The 25,299-nt window shown below is 35.0% G+C and carries 26 protein-coding genes and 1 tRNA gene; 23 read left to right on the forward strand and 4 right to left on the reverse strand.

Going from position 1 to position 25,299, the window contains the following annotated elements; translation table 11 throughout:
- Positions 1-206: 206 nt before the first annotated feature.
- Positions 207-279, reverse strand: a tRNA-Pro gene (locus tag H8718_RS07080).
- Positions 280-563: 284 nt separating this feature from the next.
- On the opposite strand from H8718_RS07080, the gene H8718_RS07085 reads away from it, so the two are divergent.
- From H8718_RS07085 to H8718_RS07130, 10 genes are all read left to right on the forward strand, one after another.
- Positions 564-2,861: a ribonucleoside-diphosphate reductase subunit alpha gene (locus tag H8718_RS07085; protein ID WP_249332414.1), complete on the forward strand. Its 2,298-nt coding sequence runs from the start codon at positions 564-566 to the stop codon at positions 2,859-2,861.
- 26 nt (positions 2,862-2,887) lie between these two features.
- The gene (locus H8718_RS07090) at positions 2,888-3,916 is read left to right on the forward strand and encodes a ribonucleotide-diphosphate reductase subunit beta (protein ID WP_249332415.1); all 1,029 of its coding nucleotides are present in this window, start codon (positions 2,888-2,890) and stop codon (positions 3,914-3,916) included.
- Positions 3,917-4,079: 163 nt separating this feature from the next.
- The gene (locus H8718_RS07095) at positions 4,080-4,751 is read left to right on the forward strand and encodes an ATP-binding cassette domain-containing protein (protein ID WP_177669536.1); all 672 of its coding nucleotides are present in this window, start codon (positions 4,080-4,082) and stop codon (positions 4,749-4,751) included.
- On the forward strand, positions 4,748-5,464 hold the full coding sequence (locus tag H8718_RS07100; protein WP_177669538.1) for a hypothetical protein: 717 nt from the start codon (positions 4,748-4,750) through the stop codon (positions 5,462-5,464). The genes H8718_RS07095 and H8718_RS07100 overlap by 4 nt, the downstream gene beginning before the upstream one ends.
- Positions 5,446-6,219, forward strand: coding sequence for a hypothetical protein (locus H8718_RS07105; protein WP_177669540.1), 774 nt, complete (start codon positions 5,446-5,448; stop codon positions 6,217-6,219). Before H8718_RS07100 ends, H8718_RS07105 begins: the two co-directional genes overlap by 19 nt.
- 11 nt (positions 6,220-6,230) lie before the next feature.
- Entirely contained in the window at positions 6,231-7,430 is a 1,200-nt protein-coding gene (locus H8718_RS07110; RefSeq protein WP_249332416.1) for a hypothetical protein, read from the forward strand.
- Between the two features lie 2 nt (positions 7,431-7,432).
- Positions 7,433-8,272 (forward strand): amidohydrolase family protein, encoded by an 840-nt coding sequence (locus tag H8718_RS07115; protein WP_249332417.1) that lies wholly within the window; start codon positions 7,433-7,435, stop codon positions 8,270-8,272.
- A gap of 89 nt (positions 8,273-8,361) precedes the next feature.
- Entirely contained in the window at positions 8,362-8,874 is a 513-nt protein-coding gene (locus tag H8718_RS07120; RefSeq protein WP_249332418.1) for a hypothetical protein, read from the forward strand.
- 116 nt (positions 8,875-8,990) lie between these two features.
- Positions 8,991-9,662, forward strand: a complete 672-nt coding sequence (gene pyrE / locus H8718_RS07125) for an orotate phosphoribosyltransferase (protein WP_177669548.1) — start codon at positions 8,991-8,993, stop codon at positions 9,660-9,662.
- A 432-nt stretch (positions 9,663-10,094) separates the two neighbouring features.
- Positions 10,095-11,642 carry a DEAD/DEAH box helicase gene (locus H8718_RS07130; protein WP_283246172.1) on the forward strand — a complete coding sequence of 516 codons (1,548 nt, stop codon included), beginning with the start codon at positions 10,095-10,097 and terminating at the stop codon, positions 11,640-11,642.
- Between the two features lie 61 nt (positions 11,643-11,703).
- Here H8718_RS07130 and H8718_RS07135 read toward each other — a convergent pair whose 3' ends face one another.
- A complete protein-coding gene (locus H8718_RS07135; protein WP_177669550.1) occupies positions 11,704-12,600 on the reverse strand; it encodes a stalk domain-containing protein in 897 nt (298 codons plus the stop codon).
- A 157-nt stretch (positions 12,601-12,757) separates the two neighbouring features.
- On the opposite strand from H8718_RS07135, the gene H8718_RS07140 reads away from it, so the two are divergent.
- Together H8718_RS07140 and H8718_RS07145 are read left to right on the forward strand one after the other, a co-directional pair.
- Positions 12,758-14,476: an ABC transporter ATP-binding protein gene (locus H8718_RS07140; RefSeq protein WP_177669551.1), complete on the forward strand. Its 1,719-nt coding sequence runs from the start codon at positions 12,758-12,760 to the stop codon at positions 14,474-14,476.
- Positions 14,477-14,607: 131 nt separating this feature from the next.
- Positions 14,608-15,189 carry a helix-turn-helix domain-containing protein gene (locus H8718_RS07145; protein WP_177669553.1) on the forward strand — a complete coding sequence of 194 codons (582 nt, stop codon included), beginning with the start codon at positions 14,608-14,610 and terminating at the stop codon, positions 15,187-15,189.
- Positions 15,190-15,249: 60 nt separating this feature from the next.
- Here the strand turns inward: H8718_RS07145 and H8718_RS07150 are convergent, their stop codons facing one another.
- Positions 15,250-15,966, reverse strand: a complete 717-nt coding sequence (locus tag H8718_RS07150; protein ID WP_177669555.1) for a lysophospholipid acyltransferase family protein — start codon at positions 15,964-15,966, stop codon at positions 15,250-15,252.
- A gap of 161 nt (positions 15,967-16,127) precedes the next feature.
- Between H8718_RS07150 and H8718_RS07155 the strand changes: the two genes are divergently transcribed.
- From H8718_RS07155 to H8718_RS07175, 5 genes are all read left to right on the forward strand, one after another.
- Positions 16,128-16,403 (forward strand): hypothetical protein, encoded by a 276-nt coding sequence (locus H8718_RS07155; RefSeq protein WP_249332419.1) that lies wholly within the window; start codon positions 16,128-16,130, stop codon positions 16,401-16,403.
- Between the two features lie 11 nt (positions 16,404-16,414).
- Positions 16,415-17,002 carry a class I SAM-dependent DNA methyltransferase gene (locus H8718_RS07160; RefSeq protein WP_177669559.1) on the forward strand — a complete coding sequence of 196 codons (588 nt, stop codon included), beginning with the start codon at positions 16,415-16,417 and terminating at the stop codon, positions 17,000-17,002.
- Complete coding sequence (locus tag H8718_RS07165; RefSeq protein ID WP_249332420.1) at positions 16,995-17,858, forward strand: class I SAM-dependent methyltransferase; 864 nt, start codon at positions 16,995-16,997, stop codon at positions 17,856-17,858. The genes H8718_RS07160 and H8718_RS07165 overlap by 8 nt, the downstream gene beginning before the upstream one ends.
- 3 nt (positions 17,859-17,861) lie before the next feature.
- Positions 17,862-19,079: a radical SAM/SPASM domain-containing protein gene (locus tag H8718_RS07170; RefSeq protein WP_249332421.1), complete on the forward strand. Its 1,218-nt coding sequence runs from the start codon at positions 17,862-17,864 to the stop codon at positions 19,077-19,079.
- Positions 19,080-19,362: 283 nt separating this feature from the next.
- Positions 19,363-20,142, forward strand: a complete 780-nt coding sequence (locus H8718_RS07175) for a flavin reductase family protein (protein WP_177669565.1) — start codon at positions 19,363-19,365, stop codon at positions 20,140-20,142.
- A 3-nt stretch (positions 20,143-20,145) separates the two neighbouring features.
- On the opposite strand, the gene H8718_RS07180 is transcribed toward H8718_RS07175, so the two are convergent.
- Positions 20,146-20,799: a DUF4397 domain-containing protein gene (locus H8718_RS07180; protein ID WP_249332422.1), complete on the reverse strand. Its 654-nt coding sequence runs from the start codon at positions 20,797-20,799 to the stop codon at positions 20,146-20,148.
- Positions 20,800-21,016: 217 nt separating this feature from the next.
- Between H8718_RS07180 and H8718_RS07185 the strand changes: the two genes are divergently transcribed.
- Genes H8718_RS07185 through H8718_RS07210 form a run of 6 tightly spaced genes read left to right on the forward strand, consistent with a single transcriptional unit; the run spans position 21,017 to position 25,299 of the window.
- A complete protein-coding gene (locus tag H8718_RS07185) occupies positions 21,017-22,138 on the forward strand; it encodes an AlbA family DNA-binding domain-containing protein (RefSeq protein WP_249332423.1) in 1,122 nt (373 codons plus the stop codon).
- A 20-nt stretch (positions 22,139-22,158) separates the two neighbouring features.
- Complete coding sequence (locus H8718_RS07190) at positions 22,159-22,509, forward strand: hypothetical protein (RefSeq protein WP_177669998.1); 351 nt, start codon at positions 22,159-22,161, stop codon at positions 22,507-22,509.
- Position 22,510: 1 nt separating this feature from the next.
- Positions 22,511-22,924 carry an ATP-binding protein gene (locus H8718_RS07195; RefSeq protein WP_177669570.1) on the forward strand — a complete coding sequence of 138 codons (414 nt, stop codon included), beginning with the start codon at positions 22,511-22,513 and terminating at the stop codon, positions 22,922-22,924.
- A 17-nt stretch (positions 22,925-22,941) separates the two neighbouring features.
- Positions 22,942-24,243, forward strand: coding sequence for a [Fe-Fe] hydrogenase large subunit C-terminal domain-containing protein (locus tag H8718_RS07200; protein WP_177669572.1), 1,302 nt, complete (start codon positions 22,942-22,944; stop codon positions 24,241-24,243).
- A gap of 10 nt (positions 24,244-24,253) precedes the next feature.
- Positions 24,254-24,601, forward strand: a complete 348-nt coding sequence (locus tag H8718_RS07205; protein WP_177669574.1) for a DRTGG domain-containing protein — start codon at positions 24,254-24,256, stop codon at positions 24,599-24,601.
- On the forward strand, positions 24,598-25,299 hold the full coding sequence (locus H8718_RS07210) for a PHP domain-containing protein (RefSeq protein WP_177669576.1): 702 nt from the start codon (positions 24,598-24,600) through the stop codon (positions 25,297-25,299). Before H8718_RS07205 ends, H8718_RS07210 begins: the two co-directional genes overlap by 4 nt.

Raw genomic sequence — 25,299 nt, forward strand, 5'->3', positions numbered from 1 at the left:
AAATAAGAATATAACAATAAGGTTGTATAGTGATTATTATAGGGAATAGTCATAGGCTTATTAATGGGATAAAGTCTTTCGTAAATTAATCCTTGCCAAGTGGTCAACTAAGGATACTAGGGATGAAGAAATTAGGCCTAAATTTAACTTTAAAGACAATAAAAAGAGGAAACCTTAGTATTCCCAAAGTTTCCTCTATGATTTAATCGGAATGACCAGACTTGAACTGGCGACTCCTCGCCCCCCAGACGAGTGCCCTACCACCTGGGCCACATTCCGATACAAAACAATGAAAAGTGTTTTATATTCTGAATTATACCATGTGAAGATGGAAAAATAAACAAAAAAATGAGGAAATGTCATTGATTTTTTTTAGATGACTTGAATTCTTCAAGAAACCTTTACAATATCTAGCCTAGGCTATACTGGATGTATATGGGAATGCTTTTAAGGCTCATATGGGACTTAACTTAGTAAATTATCTATGATAGAATAAGAAATCATAAGAGATAATTGATATTATTTAAAAATTTTTGTTCTATAAATTAGTCGTTAAAGGAATGATGTATGTGAGTATTAGAATACAAAAGAGAAATGGTACTTTTGAACCACTTTGTATAGAGAAAACAAAGAAAATGGTTGAATTAGCCTGTGAAGGGCTTGCAGGTTGTGATCCTTTAGAACTGGAATTAGACGCACATATTCAGTTTAGAGATGGGATGACTACAGCGGAAATTCAGAAAATTCTTATTCAGACAGCTATTGAAAAAGTTATTCAAACGCAAGTAGATGGTTTCGGTAATGCAGTTAAGACCACTCACACAAACTGGCAGTATGTAGCAGCAAAGCTACTTGCTTTTGATCTTTATAAAAAAGCTAAAATCAATAGAGGTTACAATCATTTTGGTTATGGGGACTACTTTGAACTTGTAAAAAAGATGGTAGAGATGCATCTGTACGGGGAGTACCTAACAGCAGTTTATACAGATGAAGAAATTAAAGAACTTGCAGCATATATTAAGCCGGAACGTGATTATTTATTTAACTATGAAGGACTAAAACTGCTTGCAGACCGCTATTTAGTAAAAGGGTTCAAAAAAGAAGTGTTTGAATTACCCCAAGAGCGTTTTATGACTATTGCTATGCATTTAGCTATACCTGAAAAAGAAAATAAGGTGTACTATGCTAAAGCTTTCTATGACCTGATGAGTCAGCTTAAAATGACTTCTGCTACACCAACACTTGGTAATGCAGGAACACCTTTCTATCAACTTAGCAGTTGCTTTATTTCAGCTGTAGGGGACAATCTTTGGTCTATCTATGATGTAAATCAGAAATTTTCACAGGTTTCTAAACATGGGGGCGCGCTAGGCATTTATCTTGGAAAAGTAAGAGCGCTTAATAGTGAAATACGTGGTTTTAAAAATGCATCAGGTGGGGTAATTCCTTGGGTAAGACTTTATAATGCTACAGCTGTAGCTGTTGACCAATTAGGAAAGCGTAAAGGTGGGACGACTATTACCCTCGATGTGTGGCATAAAGATTTATATGATTTCTTAGAAATTAGAACTAATAACGGTGATGACCGTAGAAAAGCGCATGATGTATTCCCTTGTGTAGCTATTCCAGATTTATTTATGAAGCGCCTGGAAAAGAGAGAAGAGTGGAGTTTATTTGACCCTTATGAAGTAGAAAAGCTTATGGGTTATAGACTAGAAGATGCCTTTGATGATATAGAAGATGAAGCCTTTACAAAGCGTTATCTCGAATGTGAAGCAAATCCATTCTTACAACGTATTACGGTTAAGACATTAGATATTATGAAAAAAATCATGAAGAGTGCTGTAGAGACAGGAACACCATTTATCTTCTTTAGAGATACAGTAAATAGAGCCAATGCAAATAAGCATGCCGGCATGATCTATGCTTCTAATCTCTGTCAGGAGATTGCTCAAAATGTAAGTGAAAGTGAAAAGATAGAAGAACAGATTATAAATAAAGATGGTATACCAGAAGTGCTAACAACAGTAAAATCTGGGGATATGGTTGTATGTAATTTAAATTCTATTAACTTAGGAAAAACTGAAATAGATGAGCTTAAAGATAGTATTCCACTGCAGATTAGAATGCTGGATAACGTTATTACACTTAATCAATTACCTGTAGCAGAAGCAAAAATTACAGGAGATAAATACCGTGCCATTGGTCTAGGAACAAGTGGTTATCAGCACTACTTAGTTAACCACAATATTGCATGGGAAAGTGAGGAGCATCTTGAAGTAGCTGATAAGCTATTTGAAGAAATTGCTTATCAAGCTATTAAAGCTTCTATGGAACTGGCTAAAGAAAAAGGTGCTTATCCTGCATTTGAAGGATCAGAATGGCAAACAGGTAAATATTTTGAAAGACGTGGCTATACTTCTCCAAGATGGCAGGCTTTAAAAGCAGAAGTACAAAAACATGGTGTAAGAAATGGATACATTATGGCAGTGGCACCTACAGGTAGTACGTCTAATATTGCCAATACAACAGCTGGGATTGATCCAATCTTTAAGAAGTTCTTTATTGAGGAGAAGAAAGGGAGTTTCACACCAAAGACAGCACCTGACTTGTCTATGGAGAATTTCTGGACCTATAAAGAAGCGCATACTATAGACCAACAGTGGAGTATTAAAGCTTGTGGGATTAGACAAAAACATATTGATCAATCACAGTCCTTTAATTTATATATAACACCAAATATAGCAGCTAAAGATATTCTAGATATGTATACAGAATCTTGGCGATTAGGCGTTAAAACACTTTATTATGTAAGAAATCAATCTTTGGAAATGGATGAATGTACAAGTTGTTCAAGCTAGGAGTTTAAGAGAAAAGGGGTTATAAAATGGATAAAAAAATGATATTTAATCAAAGAGGCGATAGAGGAACGCAGTCTATGATTAATGGGAATACAACGAACTTAAGAGAATGGAATCGTATCAAATACGATTGGGCGAATACCTTATACCGTACTATGCTCAATAATTTCTGGATTCCAGAAGAGATTTCTCTACATGAAGATGTGAAGCAATTTCCTTATTTAACAGAGGGGGAAAGAAATGCCTTTGATAAGATTATTTCTTTCTTAAACTTCCTAGACTCTGTACAGTCAGAAAATCTTCCTAACTTATCACGCTATATTACAGCAGCAGAAGTTTCTTCCCTTCTTAATATTCAAGCTTTTCAGGAAGAAATTCATGCGCAGAGCTACTCTTATATCTTGGATACAGTAACCAATCCTGTGACAAGAGATGCTATCTATGATATGTGGCGAGAGGATGAGCACCTTCTTAAACGTAATCAATTTATAGCAGGCATCTATCAAGCTTTTAATGAGGAGCCTACAACCCATAATTTTTTAAAAGCAATTATGGCCAACTATATTTTAGAGGGCATTTATTTCTACTCAGGCTTTAGTTTCTTCTATACCCTTGCAAGACAAGGTAAAATGACAGCTACAAGTACACTTTTTAAATATATTAATAGGGATGAAGTAACGCATTTAGTTTTATTTCAAAATATATTAAAAGAGCTAAAAAAAGAGAATCCCGACTTGTTTACACCGGCCTTTGAAGAAGAATTAAGAGAAATGATGCGCATAGGTGTAGAGCACGAAGTGGCTTGGGGGCAGTATGTGACCAATAACCAAATCTTAGGGCTTAATGATGCGCTTATAGATAGTTATATTAAGTACTTATCTAACTTAAGACTAAAAGCTATTGGCCTTGAGCCTTTATACTTAGAGATTACTGCTCATCCTATGGCGTGGATTGACAACTTCTCCAGTCTTAATGCTACCAAGACAGATTTCTTTGAAGCTAAAGTAACCAATTATACCAAAGCGGCAGTATTTGATTTTGATTCATTAGAATAAATTCCAAAAGGAACTGTTTAGAAAAACAGTTCCTTTTATTATTTTGCACTAAATACATATAAAATAAATAACTTAAGCATAAAAATAAACGACAGGCTATATTAGAAATTCATAGAATAAGTGTATACTAAAAGAGATTACTTACACATGTAGGGAGGTATGTATGTCAATATATATTAAATTTGAAAACGTATGTAAATCTTTTCGTCATGAAGAAGTCTTAAAGCATGTAAACTTTGAGCTTAAGAAAGGCCAAATTTATGGTTTTGTAGGTCGTAATGGTTCAGGAAAAACCGTGATCTTTAAGATGATTACCGGTCTTATGAGACCTTCATCAGGTCAAATTTTCTTAGAAGAAGTTAATATGACTCATTCTAAACAATTTCCAAAATCTATTGGTGCACTTATTGAAACTCCAGGTTTTATTTCCCACTATAGTGGTCTTAAAAACCTTAAGATTTTAAATGGTCTATCTGAAAAGCCTGTGTCTCTAGAAGAATTAAAAGAAAGTATGCGTCTTGTAGGGCTTGATCCAGATAACAAAAAGCCTGTTCGTACCTACTCATTAGGAATGAAACAGAAGTTAGGCATTGCTCAGGCTGTTATGAATAAACCGGATTTACTTATTTTAGATGAGCCTATGAATGGATTAGATGAGGAAAGCGTAAAGCGTATGCGTCACTTTTTCAAAACGCTTAAAGAAGAGCATGGTGTAACCATTTTACTGGCTAGCCATAATAAAGAGGACATTCAAATCTTATGTGATGAGTTATTTTATATTGCAGATGGCACCTTAAGAGCACAGAAAGAAACGCAGGCAGGGGTGAGTGCATGAGATGGTTTATAACAGATTTTAAAAGGGGACTAAGTGAACGTAGCTTTTTAGGCGCTATAGCCCTAGGTATACTGAGTTTAGCCTTAGGTTTAGCTTATTATGTATATGGACAAGATACCTATACAGCCGATCAGGCCTTTATTGTCAGTCAATCCTTTGCTATGCCTTTTATTGCACCACTTCTAGCTTCTATGGTTTATAGCAATATGAATATGCTAGAGAAGGATTCAGGCTATAGGAACTTGCTTATTTTAAAGCATAAGGGGAAGAACTATACTTTGAAAAGATGGTTTGTTAACAATATCCTTTCAGGTATAGCACTTTTTATCCCTATGCTTATGTTATACGGTGTATGCAGCCTTTTCTCACCTTATGTGCAGCAGGAAGAGATAGTAGGCGTTATGTTATTAGGCTTTTTATTCGGTTTTGTCTATGGGTCTTTTGCCTATAGCCTGACATTTGTTAATAGAAAACGGTATATTCCTATTGTAACGCCTCAGGTTTTATATTTACTCTTTATCTATGCTTTTCCTTATTTAAATCTGGAAAAATTCTATCCGCCACTAAGCTTTTCACCATGGCTTATGAGGACTCATGTAGATATGCAGCTCATTAGCCTTGAACTATTCATTATACTTGGGGTATCTGGTGTACTTGTATTAGGTAGTATGCTTTATAGAAGGGGGGAAACGTTATGGTTACAGCGAAAATGATTCGTTATAATATCTCTGAAAGTTTTAATTTAGTAAGATGGTGCCTGACCATTATTGCTTTTGCCTTTGCATGTGTTGTAAGTGTGGCGAAGTATATACAAATATCAGATATGACAGCCATTACGTTTTCATCTCTTGAGATAACTTATTTAATTTTAAATGATACGGTAAGCATTATTTATATTTATTTACCTCTTTACTTGTTCCTTATATGCGGCATTATGTTTGATGATAACTTTGGTTCTTTAGAAGTCATTAAGTGCCAAAGTAGAGGAAAATGGCTTGTTGGGAAATGGGTCACTTTATTGTTTTATACCCTTTTATTTTTTGTAGCACTTTTTACGCTAAACTTTTTAATCAGTGATCAAGTCTTTCCTTTTAGTGCAAGTTGGAGTTCAGATTTCCTTAAAGTACAGGTAACCATGGGGCAAAGTGCAAGAAACTTTATTTACACACCTTTTCAAACCATAGGCTTATCCTTAGGTTCTGTATTTAGCTTGTATTTGGCAGTAGGTATGCTCAGTATGGTCTTTTCACTGCTTACGCATAAGGAAGCTTATGCGTTATTCCTATCTTTAATAATAGGTATTTTAACAAGTGCTGTATTTGTGTATGTACTAGACTTTACAAGCCAAATGAGTGTCGCTTCTTTTGCATGGCGTAATGGTATACTCTTTGCAAGTATGGTACTTACTTTTATAGGTGCTCTTTGGATTACGTATAAAAGAGACTTTAATATAGAGCGAAAGGAATAGGAGGGTAGAACATGATTAGAAATTTAATGAAACTAGGTGTCCTAGCCGCCGTTACAGGTTTTTCCTTAAACTTTGCAAGTCAGACTATTAATGAAATGGTTATTGCAGTACATAAAAGAGAAAAGACTATTGCAGATGCAATTATTAAGCAGCAGGTGCAAGAAATGCTTAAAGAAGCAGAAAAGGAGATTGAAAAGGTACAAGAAGAAACAAAAATAGAAATCAAGCAGGAAGAAGTAGCCATTAAACCACCTCTTCCCCAAAAGCCTAAAAAAGACAAGCCAAAAGAAGAAAAAGTAGAAGAAGAAAAAGTAGAACAGGTAGAAGTTGCTGAGGTTCAAGATGAAATGATTATAGAGGAATCTGAGCAAACTGAGGTGACGGTAGATGGCGCAGCAACGGATGCCAACTTAGATATGACTACTTACTATGCACTTACCAAAGAAGATATTACTTATATAGGTGAGTATTTAGTAGATCACTATTTCTTATTTGGGTATGAATACTATCAGGCAGAAACAGACCCTGTACGCTATGCACGTAAAAAACTTGCAAGTGATATGGAGGACCATGTTATTGGGAGTATAGGAGATAGCTTGACGCTCTTAAGGGATATGAAAAGCCTAAATAGTGCTACGCTTACGCCACTTGCTGAAAATGCACATTTATTAGCAGCGCAGTTCAAAGAAACTTATAAGGATGTATCCAGTCAGGGCGAAGAGTTTGCACGTATTTATGAGAGTGTTAATAGCTTTATGGATACTTACCTAGCTACATTAAACAAGGCAGAAGAGACTTTTAAAATGTTAGAAGAAACCACCAACAAGGCACTTGTTCTGCCTATGCTTTTAAAAAGTATGAATCAGGACTTATTACCAAGTGTGAAAGATGTCCTAAATGAAGGATTTGATCTAAAGGAGCAGACAAATAAAATTTATATAGAAGGATTAGAAGCAGATTTCCTTATTACGCCAGAAGAAGTTATGGATATTATCGAAAATCCATACAGCATTCTTCCAAATAAAGTACCACCTACTACACCTAATGAACCGAATACAGTAGTACTAGAGGAGGAGATTCAGCCACCTGTGACCACAACATCTAAACCAGCCGAGTCAGATGTATTAAAAGAGTCTGAAGTAGGTCATGCTACTCATGAAGAAGCTACAAATCTGCAAAGTGAGGAAACTTTAGAAAGCGAAGGAAACTAGAAATGAAAATAGATACACATATTCATATTACCCCCCCAGATATCATAAAGGATTGGAAAAAAATTGGACAGCGTGAGCCTTACTTCAATTTATTGTCTGCAACGCCTCATAATAAGTTTGCCACTTATGAAACAGTAGCAAATCATTTAGAGGAGGAAGGTTTTGATAAAGGTGTAGTATTCGGATTTTCTTTTCAGGATATGGGACTATGTAGATATGTCAACGATTATACGATGGAAGCAGTTAAGCAGTATCCTGATAAGTTTATTGGTTTTATGACCATGCCTGCCCATCATAAAGATTTAGAAAAAGAAATTATAAGGTGTTATGAAGGTGGGTTAAGAGGTATAGGAGAATTGTTCCCAGAGGGGCAGAATTTGCAGCTTGAAGGGCTTCATCATACGGCATTAAAAGCATGTTGTATGAACTATAATTTGCCTGTACTTCTGCATGCTAATGAACTTGTAGGACATGAGTATGCAGGTAAAACAAGCGTGAGTCAGAAAAGCATTGAAACCTTTGTACGTAATCATCAAGAAATTCCTATTATACTTGCGCATTTTGGTGGGGGACTTTTATTTTATGAACTGATGAAAGAAATAAGAAGCAGTTTTAAAAATGTTTACTATGATACAGCAGCAGCTGTCTTTTTATATGAGCCCACTATTTATAAGGTAATTCGTGAAATTGGTATACTGGATAAACTACTCTTTGGCAGTGATTATCCACTTCTTCCTATCAGCCGTTATGAAGAAGGACTTAATATACTTAAAGAAGAAGAAAAGAAAGCAGTTATGGGCGGAAATGCACTAAAACTCTTTGAAACATGTCATATATTGTAGTAAAGTTTTCAGGAAAACTCCTTGAAAAATATTCCAAATTTAATTAAAATGTAATATATATGTAATATTTTTAAGGGGGCAGTTAGGGGATGTTAATTCAAGTAGGTGGGCTTTTAAAAATATGTATTACAAAATTAAAGAGGGGGTTAAGAGAAGAGAGAGCGGCTTTCAATCCTAATCCTTTTACAGCAGAGCATGAGCAGGTGCTGTCAGCCATAAGAGGGTATCTAAAGGTGTATATAGAGGAAGAAGTAGAAAAAGTTATACATGATCAGCAGATGCTTATTTTTACGAATGGTATAGATAGGCCCTTTGTACGTGAATGTGAAAAACAGGAAAAGCAACTTGAACAGCTTATTACAGTTGCAGAGCGTGAAATAGAACATACTCTTACAGAATATGAAAAAGCTTTTTTAACCTATGCTTTTTATAATGAAGTAGAAGATACCATCTTAAGACGTGTATGGCAACTCAATTTCTTTAATGTTAAGAAGCTTTGTATCCTCCTGCAGGCTGGGCAAGAAATTCTATATACAGACCTTCAGGAAATATATGCAGCTTATGACAGTAGGAAGATTTGGAAGTATCATTTAGAACAATAAAATGGACCCTACAAAAAAGTTATCTTCTATTATAAGGAAGGTAACTTTTTTATAGTCAATTTACATTTTCCATGATATGATAGATAAGATAAATGCGTATAGAGTGGAGGATTCATATGAGTTACAAAAAAGAGTTTATTGAATTTATGGTGCGTTCAGGTGTACTTACTTTTGGAGATTTCACAACTAAAAGTGGTAGAAAAACACCTTACTTTGTAAACACAGGAAACTATAAAACAGGTTATCAAGCAGGGAAACTTGGTGAGTTTTATGCAAAATGTATTACAGAAAATATAAAAGATGATGTAGATGCTTTATTTGGACCAGCTTACAAAGGAATTCCATTATCTGTAGCAACAGCTATTTCTCTTGCAAATAATCATGATAAAGATGTAAACTACTGTTTTAATCGTAAAGAAGCTAAAGACCATGGCGAAGGTGGTACAATGGTAGGATACAAACTTCAAGATGGAGACAAAGTGATCATTGTAGAAGATGTTATCACAGCTGGAACAGCTATTCGTGAATGCCTTCCTATTTTAAAAGCAGCAGCAAATATTGAGATTGCTGGACTTGTTATTTCTGTAGACCGTATGGAAAGAGGCCAATCAAACAGAACTGCTATTCAAGAAATTGAAGAAGAATTTGGTATAAAAACATACCCAATCGTTACAGTGAGAGAAATTATCGAAACACTTCATAATGTAGAAATCGATGGAAAAGTTGTAATCGATGATGAAATGCGTGCACGTATGGAAGCATATCTTGCTGAATACTGCGTAAAATAGTTAGAAAAGTAGCTAGCAAAAAGAATGCCCAGGGAATCCTGGGCATTCTTTTTTACTTTCAGTATAAAGAGAATATTAAATAAGTACAATGATGAGTTATATGAATGAGATTCAACTATTAGTTCAATTTTTAATATATTAAAGTATGTAAATTAATGGAAAAGTTATCGTTTCTATCTAAAGGCATACCTATATGAATACTGATGTAGAAGAGAAATGAGTGAAATCGTTAGAAAAGTAGCTTCACTTGGAAGAGACTTTTTTAATAGGCCTAGCTTGTTATTTTAAGGGAAATGTGTTAAGATGAGGGTTGCCGAGAAAAAGAGAAACGAAAATAGACAAATTTAATAGATTGTAGAGGTATAGATTATAGAAACAAGACTTTTTAATGACCTAGATATTTCCAGCGAGATCAAACGCGCTATAAGTGATATGCAATTTGAAGAGATGACACCTATTCAGGCGAAATCTATTGATCCAATTATGGACGGAAAAGATGTTATTGCACAAGCTCCTACAGGAACAGGTAAAACATGTGCCTTTGGTATTCCAGTAGTTGAAAGAATAGATACAAACAGTGATAAAGTACAAGCTCTTATCCTTTGCCCAACGAGAGAGCTTGCAAACCAAATCGGAGAAGAACTTCGCTCACTTTGTAAATATAAGAGCAATGTACGTACATTAGCTGTTTATGGGGGACAACCTATGGACAGACAAATTATGGCTCTTAAGAAAAGACCACAAATCATTATCGGTACACCAGGCCGTGTGATGGACCACTTAAGAAGACGTACTCTTAAATTAGAAGACTTACGTATGCTCGTATTAGACGAGGCGGATGAAATGCTTAACATGGGCTTTAGAGAAGATATTGATACAATTCTTCAAAGCGCTCCAGAAGAAAAACAATTCATTTTATTCTCTGCTACACTTCCAAAAGCTATTCAAGATATTGCTAGCCAATATCAAAAAGATGCAGAGCGTATCAGTGTGCTTAAAAAAACTGTAACAGTAGATACAATTAAACAATATTATTTAGATGTAAATGAACGTTATAAAATTGAAGTACTTAGCCGTATGATGGAAGTAACAGCCTTCAAATTAGGCGTTGTATTCTGTAATACAAAAAGATGTGTAGATGAGGTATGTAGTGCACTTCAACAACGAGGTTTCTTAGCAGAAGCACTTCATGGTGATATGAAACAGCTTCAAAGAGATAGTGTAATGGCTAAGTTTAGAAAAGGTTTTGTTAACGTACTTGTTGCAACAGACGTAGCAGCAAGAGGTATTGATATCGATGATATTGATGTTGTATTCAACTATGATGTACCAACAGATGAAGAGTACTACGTACACCGTATTGGTCGTACAGGTCGTGCTATGCGTCAAGGTTTATCTTATACGCTTTGCACACCTAAAGATCGTTCAAAACTTAGATTTATTCAAAATTACACTAAATCTAAAATTGAAAAAGCTGAGATTCCAACAATCGAAACGATTAAAGAAGGTCAACTTCTTCGTGTATGTGATGAAATCCGTGAGGCAGCTCAATCAAGAATGCCAAAACGTTACAAAGAATGCATTGACCATCTTGTAGAAGAAGGCTACAATGAAGAGCAAATCATGATTGCTTTATTTAAACTTGTAATGAGCAATCAAACAATGAGTGCAAATGATCATATTAAAATGGAAGACTTACAACCACGTCGTGAAGCATACCAAGGTGGTGGAGACTTCGTAAGATTATTTATTAACTTAGGGAAAAAAGATAAGTTAAAAGATATAGATCTTATTAAACTTGTAAGTAATGAAACATCTACGCCACGTAAAGGCATTAGAAAAGTAGACATTATGGAGAAATTCTCATTCTTTGAAGTGCCAAATGGTTGTGAAGATGAAATTCTAGGTGTACTTACAAAACAAAAATATAAAGGTAGAAAAATTAACGTAGAGATTGCTCAACGTAAAAATAGAAGATAATCTCTTATAAATTTGTAAAAAAGAGGCTGGCCCCTTAGGGCAGCCTCTTTTTTAGTTTTAATTATTGAGCTAAAATTGTAATTTCGATAGCAGTTGTTTGACCTGGAAGAGATAAAGTCATAATTGGTGAGTGAACAACTTTAAGTTTCATACCTTTTTCTAAGTCACTTGCTTTATAAATAGCTTTATTTTTTTCATGTTTAATGACCGTTTCTTCATTAATGTGAAGAATAGTTTGATTCATAATATCTTCTGGACTTTCATTTTTTCCTACTAACACAGAGTAACCAAATTTTGTTTCATTAACCTCTACAACTTGGACATCTTCAAGTGTTACGTTTTCGAGAGGTTTTACCTCAGCTTCTGCAAGTACATTAAGTGTAAAAGCTGCTGTTTGTGGTGGTAGAGAACGTGTTGAAACACTTGAATGTGTAACAGATACTTTCATACCTTCTACAAGATCATTTAATGTAAGTGAAGTGCCATCTTGTGTAAGTGTAGTATCTTCACTAATATTTAAAATAATATAGTTTGTAAAAACATCTTCCTTACCTGCTGGAAGAACTCCTACTTGTTTACTTTCTACATCAACGCTCATAATAGTAGCTTCATCAATCGTTACAGCTTCAAGTTCTGGTGTTATTTCTGTAGCGGATACTTGAGATTCTTTTGTATTAGAAGAAGCAGCTTCTGGGTCAGTTTCTCCTGTTGTAATAGATACAACTTTATTTTTATAAGTAATATCAGCATCTAATGTTTCACTAATTGCGCGTACAGGTACATAAAGAGTATCATTGTACATAAGTGCTTCAGAATCGCCCATAACTTTTTCACCATTTAGTTCAAAAGAGATAGCTGGGTCAATTTTTGCTGTTACATTTTTTACGATAGGTGCTGCAATAAGTGTTACACTAAGTGTACCCATTGCTGTAAGCATAACTAATAATTTTTTACTCATATTAAATCCTCCTAAGATTACATGTTTGAATTTCTATGTTACTTTAGACGAATGAATATAAAATAAAGTTCCTTAACGGATAAAAATGTTTTATAAGTTAGGAGCCTATGCTACAATAGATAAGAATGATTAAAAAACTTGAAAGGATGATCATATAATGTTTAAGAGATTTGTAAGCTATTATAAGCCATATAAAAAGCTCTTTTTCTTAGATTTACTCGTGGCTTTTTTATTTGCAGTATGTGACCTTGTCTACCCCATGATGACAAGAGAATTACTTAACAATAGTATACCAAACAAAGAATTCCGTATGATAGGGGTCTTTGCAATAAGTCTTCTTATGATTTATGGTATTAAATATGCATGTAGCTTCTTTATGCAATACTGGGGACATGTTGTAGGGGTACGTATGCAGGCAGATATGAGAAGAGATATTTTCACACATTTGCAGAAGTTACCTTGCACCTTCTTTGATAATACAAAGACAGGAGATGTCATGTCTCGTATCATTAATGACTTAATGGACATTTCAGAACTTGCTCACCATGGTCCTGAGGATTTATTTATCTCAGCTGTTATGTTAGTGGGTTCCTTCATTATTTTATTAAATATTAATGTATCTTTAACCTTACTTATTTTTGCTTTTATCCCACTTACTTTCTGGTTTACATGGAAGAAGAAAGATAAAATGGGAAGAGCTTTTACAGCAAGCCGTGTAGAAACAGGGAAAGTTAATGCTATTTTAGAAAATAGTATTGCAGGTATGCGTGTTTCTAAAAGTTTCTGTAGCAAGGACACAGAGCTTGAGAAATTCCAAAAAGGAAATAATGCCTTTAAGAATGAAAGAGAAAAAGCCTATAAAGTAATGGCAGAGTACTTCTCAGGTTCTACTTTATGTATTGATATTTTAGACTTTGTATGTATGATTGGTGGAGGGCTTTTTGCTATTAATGGCACCATTACCTTTGGTGATTTTATGGCTTATATGCTTTATATTAAAATGTTTACACAACCTATTAAAAAACTTGTCAACTTTATGGAGCAGTACCAAAGTGGTATGACAGGTTTCAAACGTTTTACAGAGCTTATGGATGAAATAGAAGAAGCAGATAGAGCGAATGCTATTAATTTAGAAAAGGTAGATGGGGAAATTACCTTTAAAGAAGTTTCTTTCAAATATGAAGATGAATATGTTTTAGATAAAATCAATTTAACCATTCCAAAAGGTAAGATGGTTGCACTTGTAGGCCCATCAGGTGGGGGTAAAACAACCTTCTGTAATCTTATTCCAAGATTTTATGAAATTGATGGAGGGGATATCCAAATTGATGGACGCAGCATCTATGATATTAAGTTAGAGAGCCTTCGTTCTCACATTGGTATTGTGTCCCAGGAAGTATTCCTCTTTACAGGAACCATTAAAGAAAATATCCTTTATGGGAATCCACAAGCTACAGAAGATGAGGTTATTGATGCAGCGAAGAAAGCTAATATTCACGACTTTATTTTAAGCCTTCCAAACGGTTATGAAACTTTCATTGGAGAAAGAGGCGTAAAACTTTCGGGAGGACAGAAACAGCGTTTATCTATTGCGCGTGTATTTCTTAAAAATCCTTCTATTCTTATCCTTGATGAAGCCACATCGGCGCTGGATAATGCAACAGAGTTTATGATTAAGAAAGCTATTGATGAAGTATGTAAAGGACGTACAACAATTGTTGTTGCTCATAGGCTTTCTACAATCCGTAATGCAGATGAGATTATTGTACTTGGAAAAGAAGGTATAAAAGAATCAGGAAGCCATGAAGAGCTCCTTGCTGAAGAAGGTATTTACAAAATGCTTTATGAGGCTCAGTTTGAAGGTTTAGTAAGTTAATAAATAATAAAGGAGAAATAGCTGCATGCTAAAAACATGCAGCTATTTCTATTAAAAGAAGGGTGAACTCTACGGAGCGTTTGTTGTAGGTTTAAGATAAAAACAGTATGATAACAAAGGAGGTGAGCAGGATGGATTGCACTAAAGTAGGTAAGCTCATTGCAAGTTTAAGAAAAGAAAAGCATATGACACAAAAGGCATTAGCAGAGGCTATGCATCTGAGCGATAGAACCATTTCAAAATGGGAGAGAGGGCTTGGCTGTCCTGACGTAACACTTTTACGTAGCCTTTCTGAGCTTTTAGGTGTCAATGTAGAGCAGATTTTAGCAGGTGATTTATCACCTAATGAAAAGGATGGAGGCAATATGAAAAAAATAAAATTTTATGCATGTCCACAGTGTGGGAATGTTGTATGGAGTACAGGTGAAGCAGAACTATCTTGCTGTGGTAGAAAGCTTGCAGCCCTAGAAGTACAGAAAGCGGATGAAGGGCATGAGGTAGAGATTGAAGAAGTGGAAGATGATTATTATATTACAATAAATCATGAAATGACTAAAGCACACTTTATTTCATTTATAGCTTATGTAAGATATGATCGTGTACTTATTGTAAAACTTTACCCAGAACAAAACGCAGAAGTACGTTTTCCTAAAATGAGTAAAGGTAACATTTATGCGTATTGTACACAACACGGACTTATTAAACTTAAATAAAAAAGCACTAGGCAAGTAAAAGATTGCCTAGTGCTTTTTGCATTATAAAAGTACTTCTTATTAAGAAAGTTTAGAAGCAATAATGTTTTTAACACGTTCTGGAAGTTCGATTTGTTCTTCCTTAGTTAAGTTAGCGGTTTCAACGGGTGGGTGAATATAAACATTGACAGTAGCAGGTTTAACCTTTCCGCCTTGAGCTTCCATGAGTTTATAAGTACCATCCATTGTTACTGGAATGATAGGTGCTTTAGATTTTGTAGCAAGTTTAAAACTTCCTGCCTTAAATTCACCAAGGGGACCGCCTTTACTACGTGTACCTTCTGGGAAAATAACAAGAGAGTGGCCTTCCTTAATGATTTTAATACCTTCTACAATAGCCATTGCAGCTCCTTTTAAGGAAGAGCGGTCCATAAAGACGCAGTGGATAAGACGCATCCAAGTACGTACGATAGGAAGTTTATCAATTTCAACTTTAGATACATAACCTTTTGGTTTATCAATATAGCTCATGAAAAGGGCAATATCAAAATTGCCTTGATGGTTGCTCATAAAAACAACGGCTTTATCTTTTGGAATATTTTCTAAGCCATGTACATGTACAGTTGCACCACTGTTCTTAACTTGGGCCATTGCCCATTTAGAGGTCACTTTATTAATGTATTTTTCCGCTTCCTCAGTTTGTCCTTGTTTAAGAAGAGATTTAGCTTTATAAAGTGCAGGTAAAGTAAATACTAAGCTAATAGCAAAATAACCATACCAATAAATCGTTCTAAACATATAAAACCTCCTATTATGATTGCCTGTATAGCATTTCTTCCTATATTATAGCAAAAAACTAGGTTAGAATACAGGATTATTTGCAAAGGTATAGATGCAGAATAGTTTAAAATATTATGGTATAATAGGCTTAATTGAGAAGGTAAGAAAGGGGAAAGGATATGTTACTTATTTTAATAGGTGTGATTATAGGTTTTTATGTATTGTATCTTATACTTATGACAGTGGTGGAGCACTCAGGAATAGTAGAAGAATTACAAGAAATTAAAGTTTTGCTTAAAGAGATAAGAGATGAGATTTGCACAGAGCATGTGAATGAAGAAATAAAAGAAGAAGTGCTTAGCATGGAGCAATGCCCTGCTTGTGGTATAACTTTAGCAGAAACGGATGAGGCATGCCCAAGTTGCGGACTTAGTTTGAATAACGAAGAAGAATAGAGGAGAAGTAAGTGGCTTATTTATTTAAATACTATGCTAGAATTTACGATAGATTTATGCGCAGGTTTAAATTAGATACAAATGAAGTACTTTTAGAAAGTCTAGGAGAGCTTAAAGGTAAGCGTATCTTAGACTTAGGTGGAGGAACTGGTACCTTGGCAGATAAGTTGCAGCACATGGGTGGGGATGTCACACTCATAGATCCTCAGAAGGAAATGACAGCTATTGCTAAAGAGAAAAATGCCTATCTTACCATTTATAATGAAACACTCGAGGAAGTATTGCAACATAATGAAGTAGCACCTTTTGATATAGTTGTCATACGAGATGCTTTGCATCATATAAGTAATCAGCAGGAAATTATAAGACAGGTTGCCTTATGCCTAACTGAAGAAGGAATACTTGTGATTAGTGAATTTAATATTCGTCATATAAAAGCTATGTGTATTTGGTGCTTTGAAACTTTATGCTTTGAACGGTGCCATATGTTTACAATGGAAAGTTTACTTAACTTATGTAGCCCTTATTTTAAAAATCAGGAGATTAGACCTATAAGCGCTTTTGAGATGCTTTATAAAGGAGAAAAGAAGAATGTTTAAGCATATACAATTACTGGCTAGACTTGTAGGGCTTTGTCTAACACATCAAATGGTGACAAAGGAATGTATTGGACAGGCCTATAGTGAGGTAAGTAGTACGTATGAAGATTATTTTTTAAAAACAATGCATACTTATAATGACCTTGTATTAAAAGGGTTATTAAAAGAAGAGCCTCCTTTGGATTTACGTGTGCTTGACCTAGCATGTGGAACAGGCTATAACAGTGTGTATCTTCAAAAGTACTATGAAAAAGCTCAATTTAAACTTGTAGATATTTCAGAAGGGATGCTTGAGCAGGCCAAGAAGAAAGGGCTTAAAAATGCAACCTATACACAGCAGGATATGCTCAGTTTTTTAGATAGGGAAAAAGATGCTAGCTTTGATAGAATCATATGCTGCTGGGCAATTAAATATCAATCCCCTCAAAAGATTATCAAAGAAGTTTATAGAGTCTTAAAGCCAGGTGGTCTATTTGGTGTTATTGTGAACACAAAGGAGACCTTGCCAGAAATACGTAGCATTTATCCAAAGCTCCTTTTAAAGGAACACAAAGCCATTCAAAAGGTTATGTTAGAACTTCCTAATCCAGTCAATAAAAGAACTTTCGATAGTTGGTTTGAGAAGATGGGGTTCAACGTTTTAGAAGGTGAAGAAGGTAAACATATTTTTACATTTGAGGAGGAAAGTCTATTAATAGACTGGGTCACCCATACAGGGGCGCTAGCAGGTTTTGATACTATGATTGATTTAAAGAATAAAAGTGTGCAGAGGGAAATGTGTAAACTACTTGCTGAAAAAGGGATTAAACAGGTAACGCATACTTTTGTATGGGGCATCTTTAAAAAGGAGGAGTAGAATATGGATAGACAAGTAATAGGTAAGATTCTACCTATGTGTTTAGATAGAATGGCGATAAAGAACTTTTACACTTTACATAGACGTTTTAAAGAAAATAAAGCATATAAACTGCGTTATCTTATAGACTGTTCATGTAATGTGATTAAGCATGAAAGAATTGTAAAGCATGACGGGTACTATATCATCAATGCGTTTTTACCTCCAGTAAATAGTAGAGCTTTTGAACAAATTGCTAGGAGTGTACCAGGAGAAGGGGCAGAGTTTTATACAAGCCATGTATCAGGTAAAAGATTAGCACCTATTTCTACTTATGTTGCAGTTACCGGAAAGTGTATGTATCATTGTTGGCATTGTAGTGCAAGTAAGATGATGCAAGAAGGAGAAGAGGACTTAGATACACGTAAGATAATCCAAATTGTAAAGAGTCTACAGGATTTAGGTGTAGGTATTATTGGATTTACAGGGGGAGAACCTCTTATAAGAAAGGACTTAGAGAAGATTATACAAGCTATAGATAATAGAAGTATGACTTTAGTCTTTTCAAATGGCTATGGGCTAACATTAGAGCGTGCCAAGGCCTTAAAGGCAGCGGGACTCTTTGGCATTGCTATAAGTTTTGATAGCACTAAAGCTGAGGTACATGATGTAAAGCGTGGTTATAAAGGGGCTTATGAGATTGCTTTAAAAGCTATTAGACATGCTAAAGCAGCAGGACTTTATACTATGGGGCAGGTTGTTTGTACGAAGGAGATGCTTAGAACGAAAGAGATTCATGATATAGCCAAATTCTTAAAGCAAGAAGGTATACATGAATTAAGAATAGTAGAGCCTATTCCTTGTGGACTGCTAGAAGAGGCTAAAGATGAAATGCTAACAGAAAAGGAAAAGAGAGAGCTTATTCAGCTACACATTACATTTAACGAGGACCCGTCTTATCCTAAGACTTCTGTATTTCCTTATGTAGAATCTGAAGATCAATATGGCTGTGGAGCAGGTGTACAGCATAGCTATATTGATCAAGTAGGTGATTTTAGATCTTGTGATTTTATTTATAAAAGTTACGGTAATGTTTTGGAAGAGCCTATTGGTCAAATTTGGGAGCGCATGCATAAGGCTTGTGGTGGACCTAAATGTATGTGTTGTGCTAAGTATAAGTGTAGTAACAGCCAAAGTGAAAAAATCCCTAAATACTATAGATTATTAGGTGGGAAAGCATAATTGAACATAAAAATTCTAAGGAGACACTTTTAGAGGAAAAGAGCGGTATTGAGCAAATTACAAGTGGTAAGGAAAAGTATGAAAGCTTATTTTAAGATATTGATGAATCTCAAAAGTCTATTTACATTTAGTATTAGGGCATACATAATGACCTGGTAGGGCAGCCTTAAAGTATAAAAATATTTCTCCAAATACTATTCAAATACTTGAAAAACTGTGCTATTCCTTATATGCTTAAATAAGCATTGTAAAGCCAAGACTAACATCAAGGAGGCATACATTAATGGCAAAACAAAAATGGAAAGCGGGCAATATGGTTTATCCACTGCCAGCAATTATGGTAAGCTGTGGAAGTGAAGATAAGCCTAATATTGTAACAGTTGCATGGACAGGAACTATTTGTACCAATCCACCTATGACTTATATTTCTTTAAGACCCTCTAGATATTCCTATGATCTTATTAAAGAAAGTGGCTATTTTGTAATCAACCTGACAACAAGAGCACTTGTTAAAGCTACAGATTTCTGTGGTGTAAGATCAGGAAGGGATGTAGATAAATTTAAAGAAATGAATCTTACAGCAAGTTGTGACAATGTAGCTGGTGTTCCTATGATTGAAGAAAGCCCAGTTAATATTGTTTGTAAGCTTAAAGAAATTAAACCATTAGGGTCCCATGACTTATTCATTGCAGATGTATTAGAAGTCTATGTGGATGACCAGTATATGGATGAAAAAGGTAAGTTCCATTTAAATCAGACAGATTTGATTGCTTATTCTCATGGTACCTACCTTACATTAGGAGAAGAACTTGGCACTTTTGGCTATTCGGTTAAGAAAACAAAACCAGTAAAAAGTAAACAAGAGGTGCAGCGTACTAACAAGAGTTCTATTAGTGAGAAGAGTAAAAAACAACCTAGAAGAGGAACTGCAGCAGAGAAAAAACAATCAGAGAAAAATACTAAAAAGTTTGCTTCAAAAAAGACATCAAAAGGTAACAGTACTTTTTCAAAAAGTAAAAAGTCGGTAGTAAACAAAAAGCAAGAACCACGTAGGAAAAAATAATTCCTAGGTGGTTCTTTTTTGTATCTTTTCAATGGGTAGATAGGAAAAACCATCAATACTTAAAACGGTTTTATATGGGAAAGTCTTAGTGCCATCACCTACTAGATAAATAGAATACAGCCTACCGGGCTTAAGCTTTTTAGAAGAGAGTGTGGTAAGTTCATTTTCCTCACTTGTTTCTTTAATGATGAAGGTATAAGGGGCTGGTTCTTTAACAAGATAGGAAGAAGCCTGGCCATAGCGAATGTTACGAATGGGAAGTGGCTCTTCAGGAAGATTTAAAGAAATAGCACCATCAAAGCGTGCAAAATGGTTAAGACGTACAGCAAGTCTAGGTGGTTCTAAAAGCTTTTGCGGTTCTTCTAAACAGAAAATATGATAAGTTTCAGGGTCTTTATACTTACAAGCTAAGACACCTGTATAAATCTGAAAACGTTGCAAGTTTATTTTCTTTTCATAGAGCACATCTTCCTTATAATGCTGTGTTAATTTTAAGATATGCTTTCCAGATGGAATAGGATAGTATTTAGTAAAGTCTTCATATAGGAAATAACTATACATGAGTTGATTATCTAAATAAAGGTCAAAGGCTATAGATGAAGTGAAAGCGTTAAAAAGACGTATATAACAAAGGGATGTATCCTTTTTTGTGGGCATTTTGAAACCTCCTCATATAAAATTGAAGCTTAATAATATATATGAAGAAGAATAGAGAGAGATAACCTTATTGAAAAGTATAACTTTTCTGTAAAATATAAAATATAATTTATTAAATAAGTAACATAACAATATAATAGTCTACAAATTGTTTGTTTAATGTGTTAAAATAGAAACAAATCAAATAAATTAGAATTCTTATTAGGCAGGTGAATTAATGAACAAATCTAAGCTCATACACTTACTTAATGAAGATGAAGGTTTTAAATTAGATTTTAAGCTTAAATTGGCTTTAGAATTAGACTCTGATAAGAAAGAGTTCGTAAAAGATGTTATTGCTATTGCGAATACAGAAGGTGGGAGAGGGTATATCATCTACGGTATTGAAGATAAGACGAAGCGATTAGTAGGACTAAAGGATATACCTATAGATATAGAAGAGCGTATTCAACAAGTCATTGCTTATAGAAGTGTACCACCTGTTCCGGCAAGTTTTGAAATACTAGAAATAAAGCAAAAGAAGATAGGTATACTTACTATTTTTAAAAGCAGGCAGGTGCCACATCAGATGCGTCAAAACGGAGCATTTTATGTGAGAAGAGGTTCTACAACAGATACAGCAACAAGGCATGAATTAGCTCAGATGCTCCAAGAGCAGGGAATTATAAGTTTTGAGCAGGTACCTTGTAGGGCTGCGACTTTAAAGGATTTAAATTTTGAACTTATAGAGTGTTATTTAAAACATTTTAATCTATATGAAACCAATCAAATGCAGATGCTTAAAGTGCTAGGTATTATAAGTGATAAAGAAGAAGGAATACTAACATGCCCTACTTATGGCGGTTTACTTCTTTTTGGTAAGCTTCCACAGCTTTTTATGCCTAATGCATTGATAGAGGTAACTTATGAAAAAGAAAACTTTGGTATTATGGGCAATATAATAGAGATGTTCAAAGACTTTAATGAACGTATTAAGCCACTTTTGCCAAGCAGTTATCCTTATGAAGCTTTATCAGAAGTACTTGAAAATGCCATTATTCATAGAGATTATTGGAACCCTTACTATTATACTAAGGTGGAAATTGGCTTAGATAAAATTTCTGTTATGAATCCAAGACAGTATTATTATGAAAAGTTTAATCAGCTTAGTATCCATACGAATCCATGGCTTTACTCTAGACTTTTATTATTTGAACAAAAAGATAATACACTTCACTTTGGAATAGGACTTAAAAAGGTACAGAAAATTTTTGAAGAAACCGGATGTGGAGAAATTGAAACAAGTTTTCAGGAAGGCTTTTTTACTGTGAAATTACCAGGCATAGCCTATTACAGCTGATAATGAGGGAGGAATCAATGATGAAAATAAGGGAAATTAAAGAAATATTAGGTGCAACCATATGGGTAGGGGAAGAATATCTAGATCAATGCTTACATGCTGCATGTGGATGTGACCTTATGAGTGATGTACTCGCTTTTGCTAAAGAAAAGGTGTTACTCCTTACAGGGCTTATTAACCCCCAGGTTATTCGTACGGCTGAAATGCTGGATATTAGAGCTATTGTATTTGTAAGAGGGAAAGCCCCAACAGAAGACATGATAGAACTTGCAAGGCAAAAACATATTACACTTTTGTCAACTAATGAACCACTTTATATAGCTTGTGGCAAACTTTATGAAAAAGGATTAGGTGGTGGAGGCGAGGAATAGAATGAAGCTACACTTTGAAGTGGATGGGAATGATTTTTTACTTGCAGGAGATGCATCGGGAAAGGTTAAAAATGTACTCAAAAAATTAGGAATAGAAAGTAGCATCATTCGTAAGATTGCTATTGCCATGTATGAAGCAGAGATGAATATGGTCATTCATGCTAATGGAGGAAGGGTAGATGTAGATATTTTGCCGGAACAGATACAAGTTGTACTGCAAGATACAGGACCGGGCATTCCAGATATTGATTTAGCTATGAAGGAAGGTTATTCTACAGCTTCTCATGAAATACGTGAGCTTGGATTTGGTGCAGGAATGGGACTACCCAATATGAAGAAATACAGTGATAACCTTCATATTACATCAGAAGTAGGTAAAGGAACTAAAGTAGAAATCATAATACTTTTAAAGTAGAAATTAGGTGAAAAGAGATGTATAGCCATTCTGTAACACTAGATAGCAGTAAGTGTAGAGGTTGTACGGACTGTATTAAAAGATGTCCGACAGAAGCTATTCGTGTACGTGATTCAAAAGCTAAAATTATTAATGACCGTTGTATTGACTGTGGTAACTGTATTGCTGTATGTAACAACGGTGCTAAGAAAGCAGTTATGGATAGCATAGGAATGATTAAGGCTTATCCTTACCGTATCGCTTTAACTGCTCCTAGTTTCTATGCTCAGTTCTCTAAAGGAGAAAGTATAGAAAATATTATTGCGGCTTTATATACCATTGGGTTTACAGACGTATTTGAAGTGAGTCAGGCTGCACAGATTATTACAAAGCATACACAAGAGTATATGAAATCAGATAGAGAATATCCAGTCATCTCTTCAGCCTGTCCAGTTATTATGAGACTTATTCAAAGAAGATTCCCGGCACTTATTCACCATGTCCTACCCATTATGTCACCTATGGAGCTTGCTGCGCGCTATGTAAAAGAAACTTATGCTAGAGCGGGTATAGATGTAAGTCAGGTAGGCGTATTCTTTATTTCACCATGCCCTGCTAAGGCAACAGATATTCATAAGCCTAAAGGCTTTGAAAAATCTTATGTAGATGGTGCATTCTCTATGCAGGAGATTTATCTAAAAGTAATCCATACTATGGAAGGAACCTATTTAAAAGAAAAGAAGAGAGTACCTTCACCAGATGGCATTCTCTGGGCAACACGTAATGGAGGCGTTTCTAATAATGAAATAGATAATCATATTGCTGTAGATGGCATAGAGAGAGTTATTGATATTCTAGAAAAAGTAGAAGATGGCACTTTGTCAAAGATTCATTATATAGAGGCACTTGCTTGTACAGGAGGATGTTTAGGAGGTGCCTTAACCATAGAGAATCCTTTTGTAAGTAGGCACACCCTTAAGAAATTAGTAGAGAAAGAGCGTAAGCTGTTAGGAGATAAGGCTATACAAGAAGATACTCTACTTGAGGAAATCCCCTACCTTTATAATATATCCGTTGACCCTAAACCTGTATTTTCATTAGATGAAGATTTAGAGACTGCTATAGAAATGATGGAACATATAGAAAGTTTATATAAGCAGCTTCCGCAAATTGACTGTGGATCATGTGGAGCCCCTACGTGTAGGTGCTTTGCAGAAGATGTGGTCAAGGGATGTGCAAATGTAGAGGATTGTATTTTTATGCTTAGAAAACGTATTAAGGAATTATCAGAATCTATGTTTGAACTTACAAAGAAAATTCTACCGACTACTAAGGGTTAGGAGGGGCGATATGACTGTAGGAGAATTAGTAAAGAAATATAATTTGAGTATATTAAGTGAAAGTGATGGTCTAAATCAAGAGATAACAGGTGGATATGTAGGGGATTTATTAAGTTTTGTAATGGCACATGCCAAGGAAAAAATGGTATGGATTACTATACAGGGACATATTAATACCATAGCGGTTGCAAGTTTGGTAGGAATAGGGGCTATTATCTTAGCTGAGGGGAGTGAGCCTACGGCTGATATGCTTGAAAAAGCACAGGAAAATGGTATTCCCGTTCTTACCTCTCCTTTAAGTAGCTTTGAGATCGCTTATAGGTTTGGGATGGACCAAACTTTAGGGGGGATAGGGTGAGAATTTCTTATGATTTTCACATTCATACCACGGCCTCACCTTGTGGGGATGAGGCCATGACCCTAAATAACATTATTAATTTATCCTATTTACTTGGTAAGCAAATTATCGCCATTACAGACCACCAAAGCTGTGGCAACTGTGAGGTTGCCGTAAAGCTAGGAAGACAGAAAGGCATTATAGTTATCCCAGGGATGGAAATAGAATGTATGGAAGAATTTCATGCTATTGCACTCTTCCCTTCGTTGGATGCTGCAAAATATATAGAAAAGGAAGTACAAGGGCATATGCCCTATATCAAAAATCAAACACATATATTTGGACACCAGTGGCTACTAGATGAAGAGGGAGAGGTTGCAGGAGAAATTGAAAGGATGCTTCTAGTAGCTACCAATCTATCTATTTATGACTTAGTACTCTTAATTAAACAGTGTGGGGGTATTCTTTATCCTGCTCATATAGACCGAAGTGCATATAGTATTCTATCGAATCTAGGAACAGTACCTGATGACTTAGATTTCAAAGTATTAGAGATCTCTAAGATGGGAAATCAGGAAGTTTTTGAGAGACAGTTTAACCGGTATAAACTACTTAGAAGTTCTGATGCGCATACATTAGAAGCGCTTTGTGAAAGTGAGCAATTCTTAGAATTAGAATACTTAAGTCAAACGCAACTGTTTGGTTTTCTGAAAAGTTAG

Source organism: Zhenhengia yiwuensis, from assembly GCF_014384995.1.
GTDB lineage: Bacteria > Bacillota > Clostridia > Lachnospirales > Cellulosilyticaceae > Zhenhengia > Zhenhengia yiwuensis.

What these genes read in the sequence shown, in the direction of transcription:
- H8718_RS07145 (WP_177669553.1), top strand. Translation starts at nt 14,608, where the DNA reads ATGGATTGCACTAAAGTAGGTAAGCTCATTGCAAGTTTAAGAAAAGAA.
- H8718_RS07185 (WP_249332423.1), top strand. Translation starts at nt 21,017, where the DNA reads ATGAACAAATCTAAGCTCATACACTTACTTAATGAAGATGAAGGTTTT.
- H8718_RS07175 (WP_177669565.1), top strand. Translation starts at nt 19,363, where the DNA reads ATGGCAAAACAAAAATGGAAAGCGGGCAATATGGTTTATCCACTGCCA.
- pyrE (WP_177669548.1), top strand. Translation starts at nt 8,991, where the DNA reads ATGAGTTACAAAAAAGAGTTTATTGAATTTATGGTGCGTTCAGGTGTA.
- H8718_RS07190 (WP_177669998.1), top strand. Translation starts at nt 22,159, where the DNA reads ATGAAAATAAGGGAAATTAAAGAAATATTAGGTGCAACCATATGGGTA.
- H8718_RS07085 (WP_249332414.1), top strand. Translation starts at nt 564, where the DNA reads ATGTATGTGAGTATTAGAATACAAAAGAGAAATGGTACTTTTGAACCA.
- H8718_RS07150 (WP_177669555.1), bottom strand. Translation starts at nt 15,966, where the DNA reads ATGTTTAGAACGATTTATTGGTATGGTTATTTTGCTATTAGCTTAGTA.
- H8718_RS07205 (WP_177669574.1), top strand. Translation starts at nt 24,254, where the DNA reads ATGACTGTAGGAGAATTAGTAAAGAAATATAATTTGAGTATATTAAGT.
- H8718_RS07090 (WP_249332415.1), top strand. Translation starts at nt 2,888, where the DNA reads ATGGATAAAAAAATGATATTTAATCAAAGAGGCGATAGAGGAACGCAG.
- H8718_RS07140 (WP_177669551.1), top strand. Translation starts at nt 12,758, where the DNA reads ATGTTTAAGAGATTTGTAAGCTATTATAAGCCATATAAAAAGCTCTTT.
- H8718_RS07095 (WP_177669536.1), top strand. Translation starts at nt 4,080, where the DNA reads ATGTCAATATATATTAAATTTGAAAACGTATGTAAATCTTTTCGTCAT.
- H8718_RS07115 (WP_249332417.1), top strand. Translation starts at nt 7,433, where the DNA reads ATGAAAATAGATACACATATTCATATTACCCCCCCAGATATCATAAAG.
- H8718_RS07120 (WP_249332418.1), top strand. Translation starts at nt 8,362, where the DNA reads ATGTTAATTCAAGTAGGTGGGCTTTTAAAAATATGTATTACAAAATTA.
- H8718_RS07135 (WP_177669550.1), bottom strand. Translation starts at nt 12,600, where the DNA reads ATGAGTAAAAAATTATTAGTTATGCTTACAGCAATGGGTACACTTAGT.
- H8718_RS07165 (WP_249332420.1), top strand. Translation starts at nt 16,995, where the DNA reads ATGTTTAAGCATATACAATTACTGGCTAGACTTGTAGGGCTTTGTCTA.
- H8718_RS07100 (WP_177669538.1), top strand. Translation starts at nt 4,748, where the DNA reads ATGAGATGGTTTATAACAGATTTTAAAAGGGGACTAAGTGAACGTAGC.
- H8718_RS07155 (WP_249332419.1), top strand. Translation starts at nt 16,128, where the DNA reads ATGTTACTTATTTTAATAGGTGTGATTATAGGTTTTTATGTATTGTAT.
- H8718_RS07105 (WP_177669540.1), top strand. Translation starts at nt 5,446, where the DNA reads ATGGTTACAGCGAAAATGATTCGTTATAATATCTCTGAAAGTTTTAAT.
- H8718_RS07170 (WP_249332421.1), top strand. Translation starts at nt 17,862, where the DNA reads ATGGATAGACAAGTAATAGGTAAGATTCTACCTATGTGTTTAGATAGA.
- H8718_RS07195 (WP_177669570.1), top strand. Translation starts at nt 22,511, where the DNA reads ATGAAGCTACACTTTGAAGTGGATGGGAATGATTTTTTACTTGCAGGA.
- H8718_RS07200 (WP_177669572.1), top strand. Translation starts at nt 22,942, where the DNA reads ATGTATAGCCATTCTGTAACACTAGATAGCAGTAAGTGTAGAGGTTGT.
- H8718_RS07130 (WP_283246172.1), top strand. Translation starts at nt 10,095, where the DNA reads ATGCAATTTGAAGAGATGACACCTATTCAGGCGAAATCTATTGATCCA.
- H8718_RS07180 (WP_249332422.1), bottom strand. Translation starts at nt 20,799, where the DNA reads ATGCCCACAAAAAAGGATACATCCCTTTGTTATATACGTCTTTTTAAC.
- H8718_RS07110 (WP_249332416.1), top strand. Translation starts at nt 6,231, where the DNA reads ATGATTAGAAATTTAATGAAACTAGGTGTCCTAGCCGCCGTTACAGGT.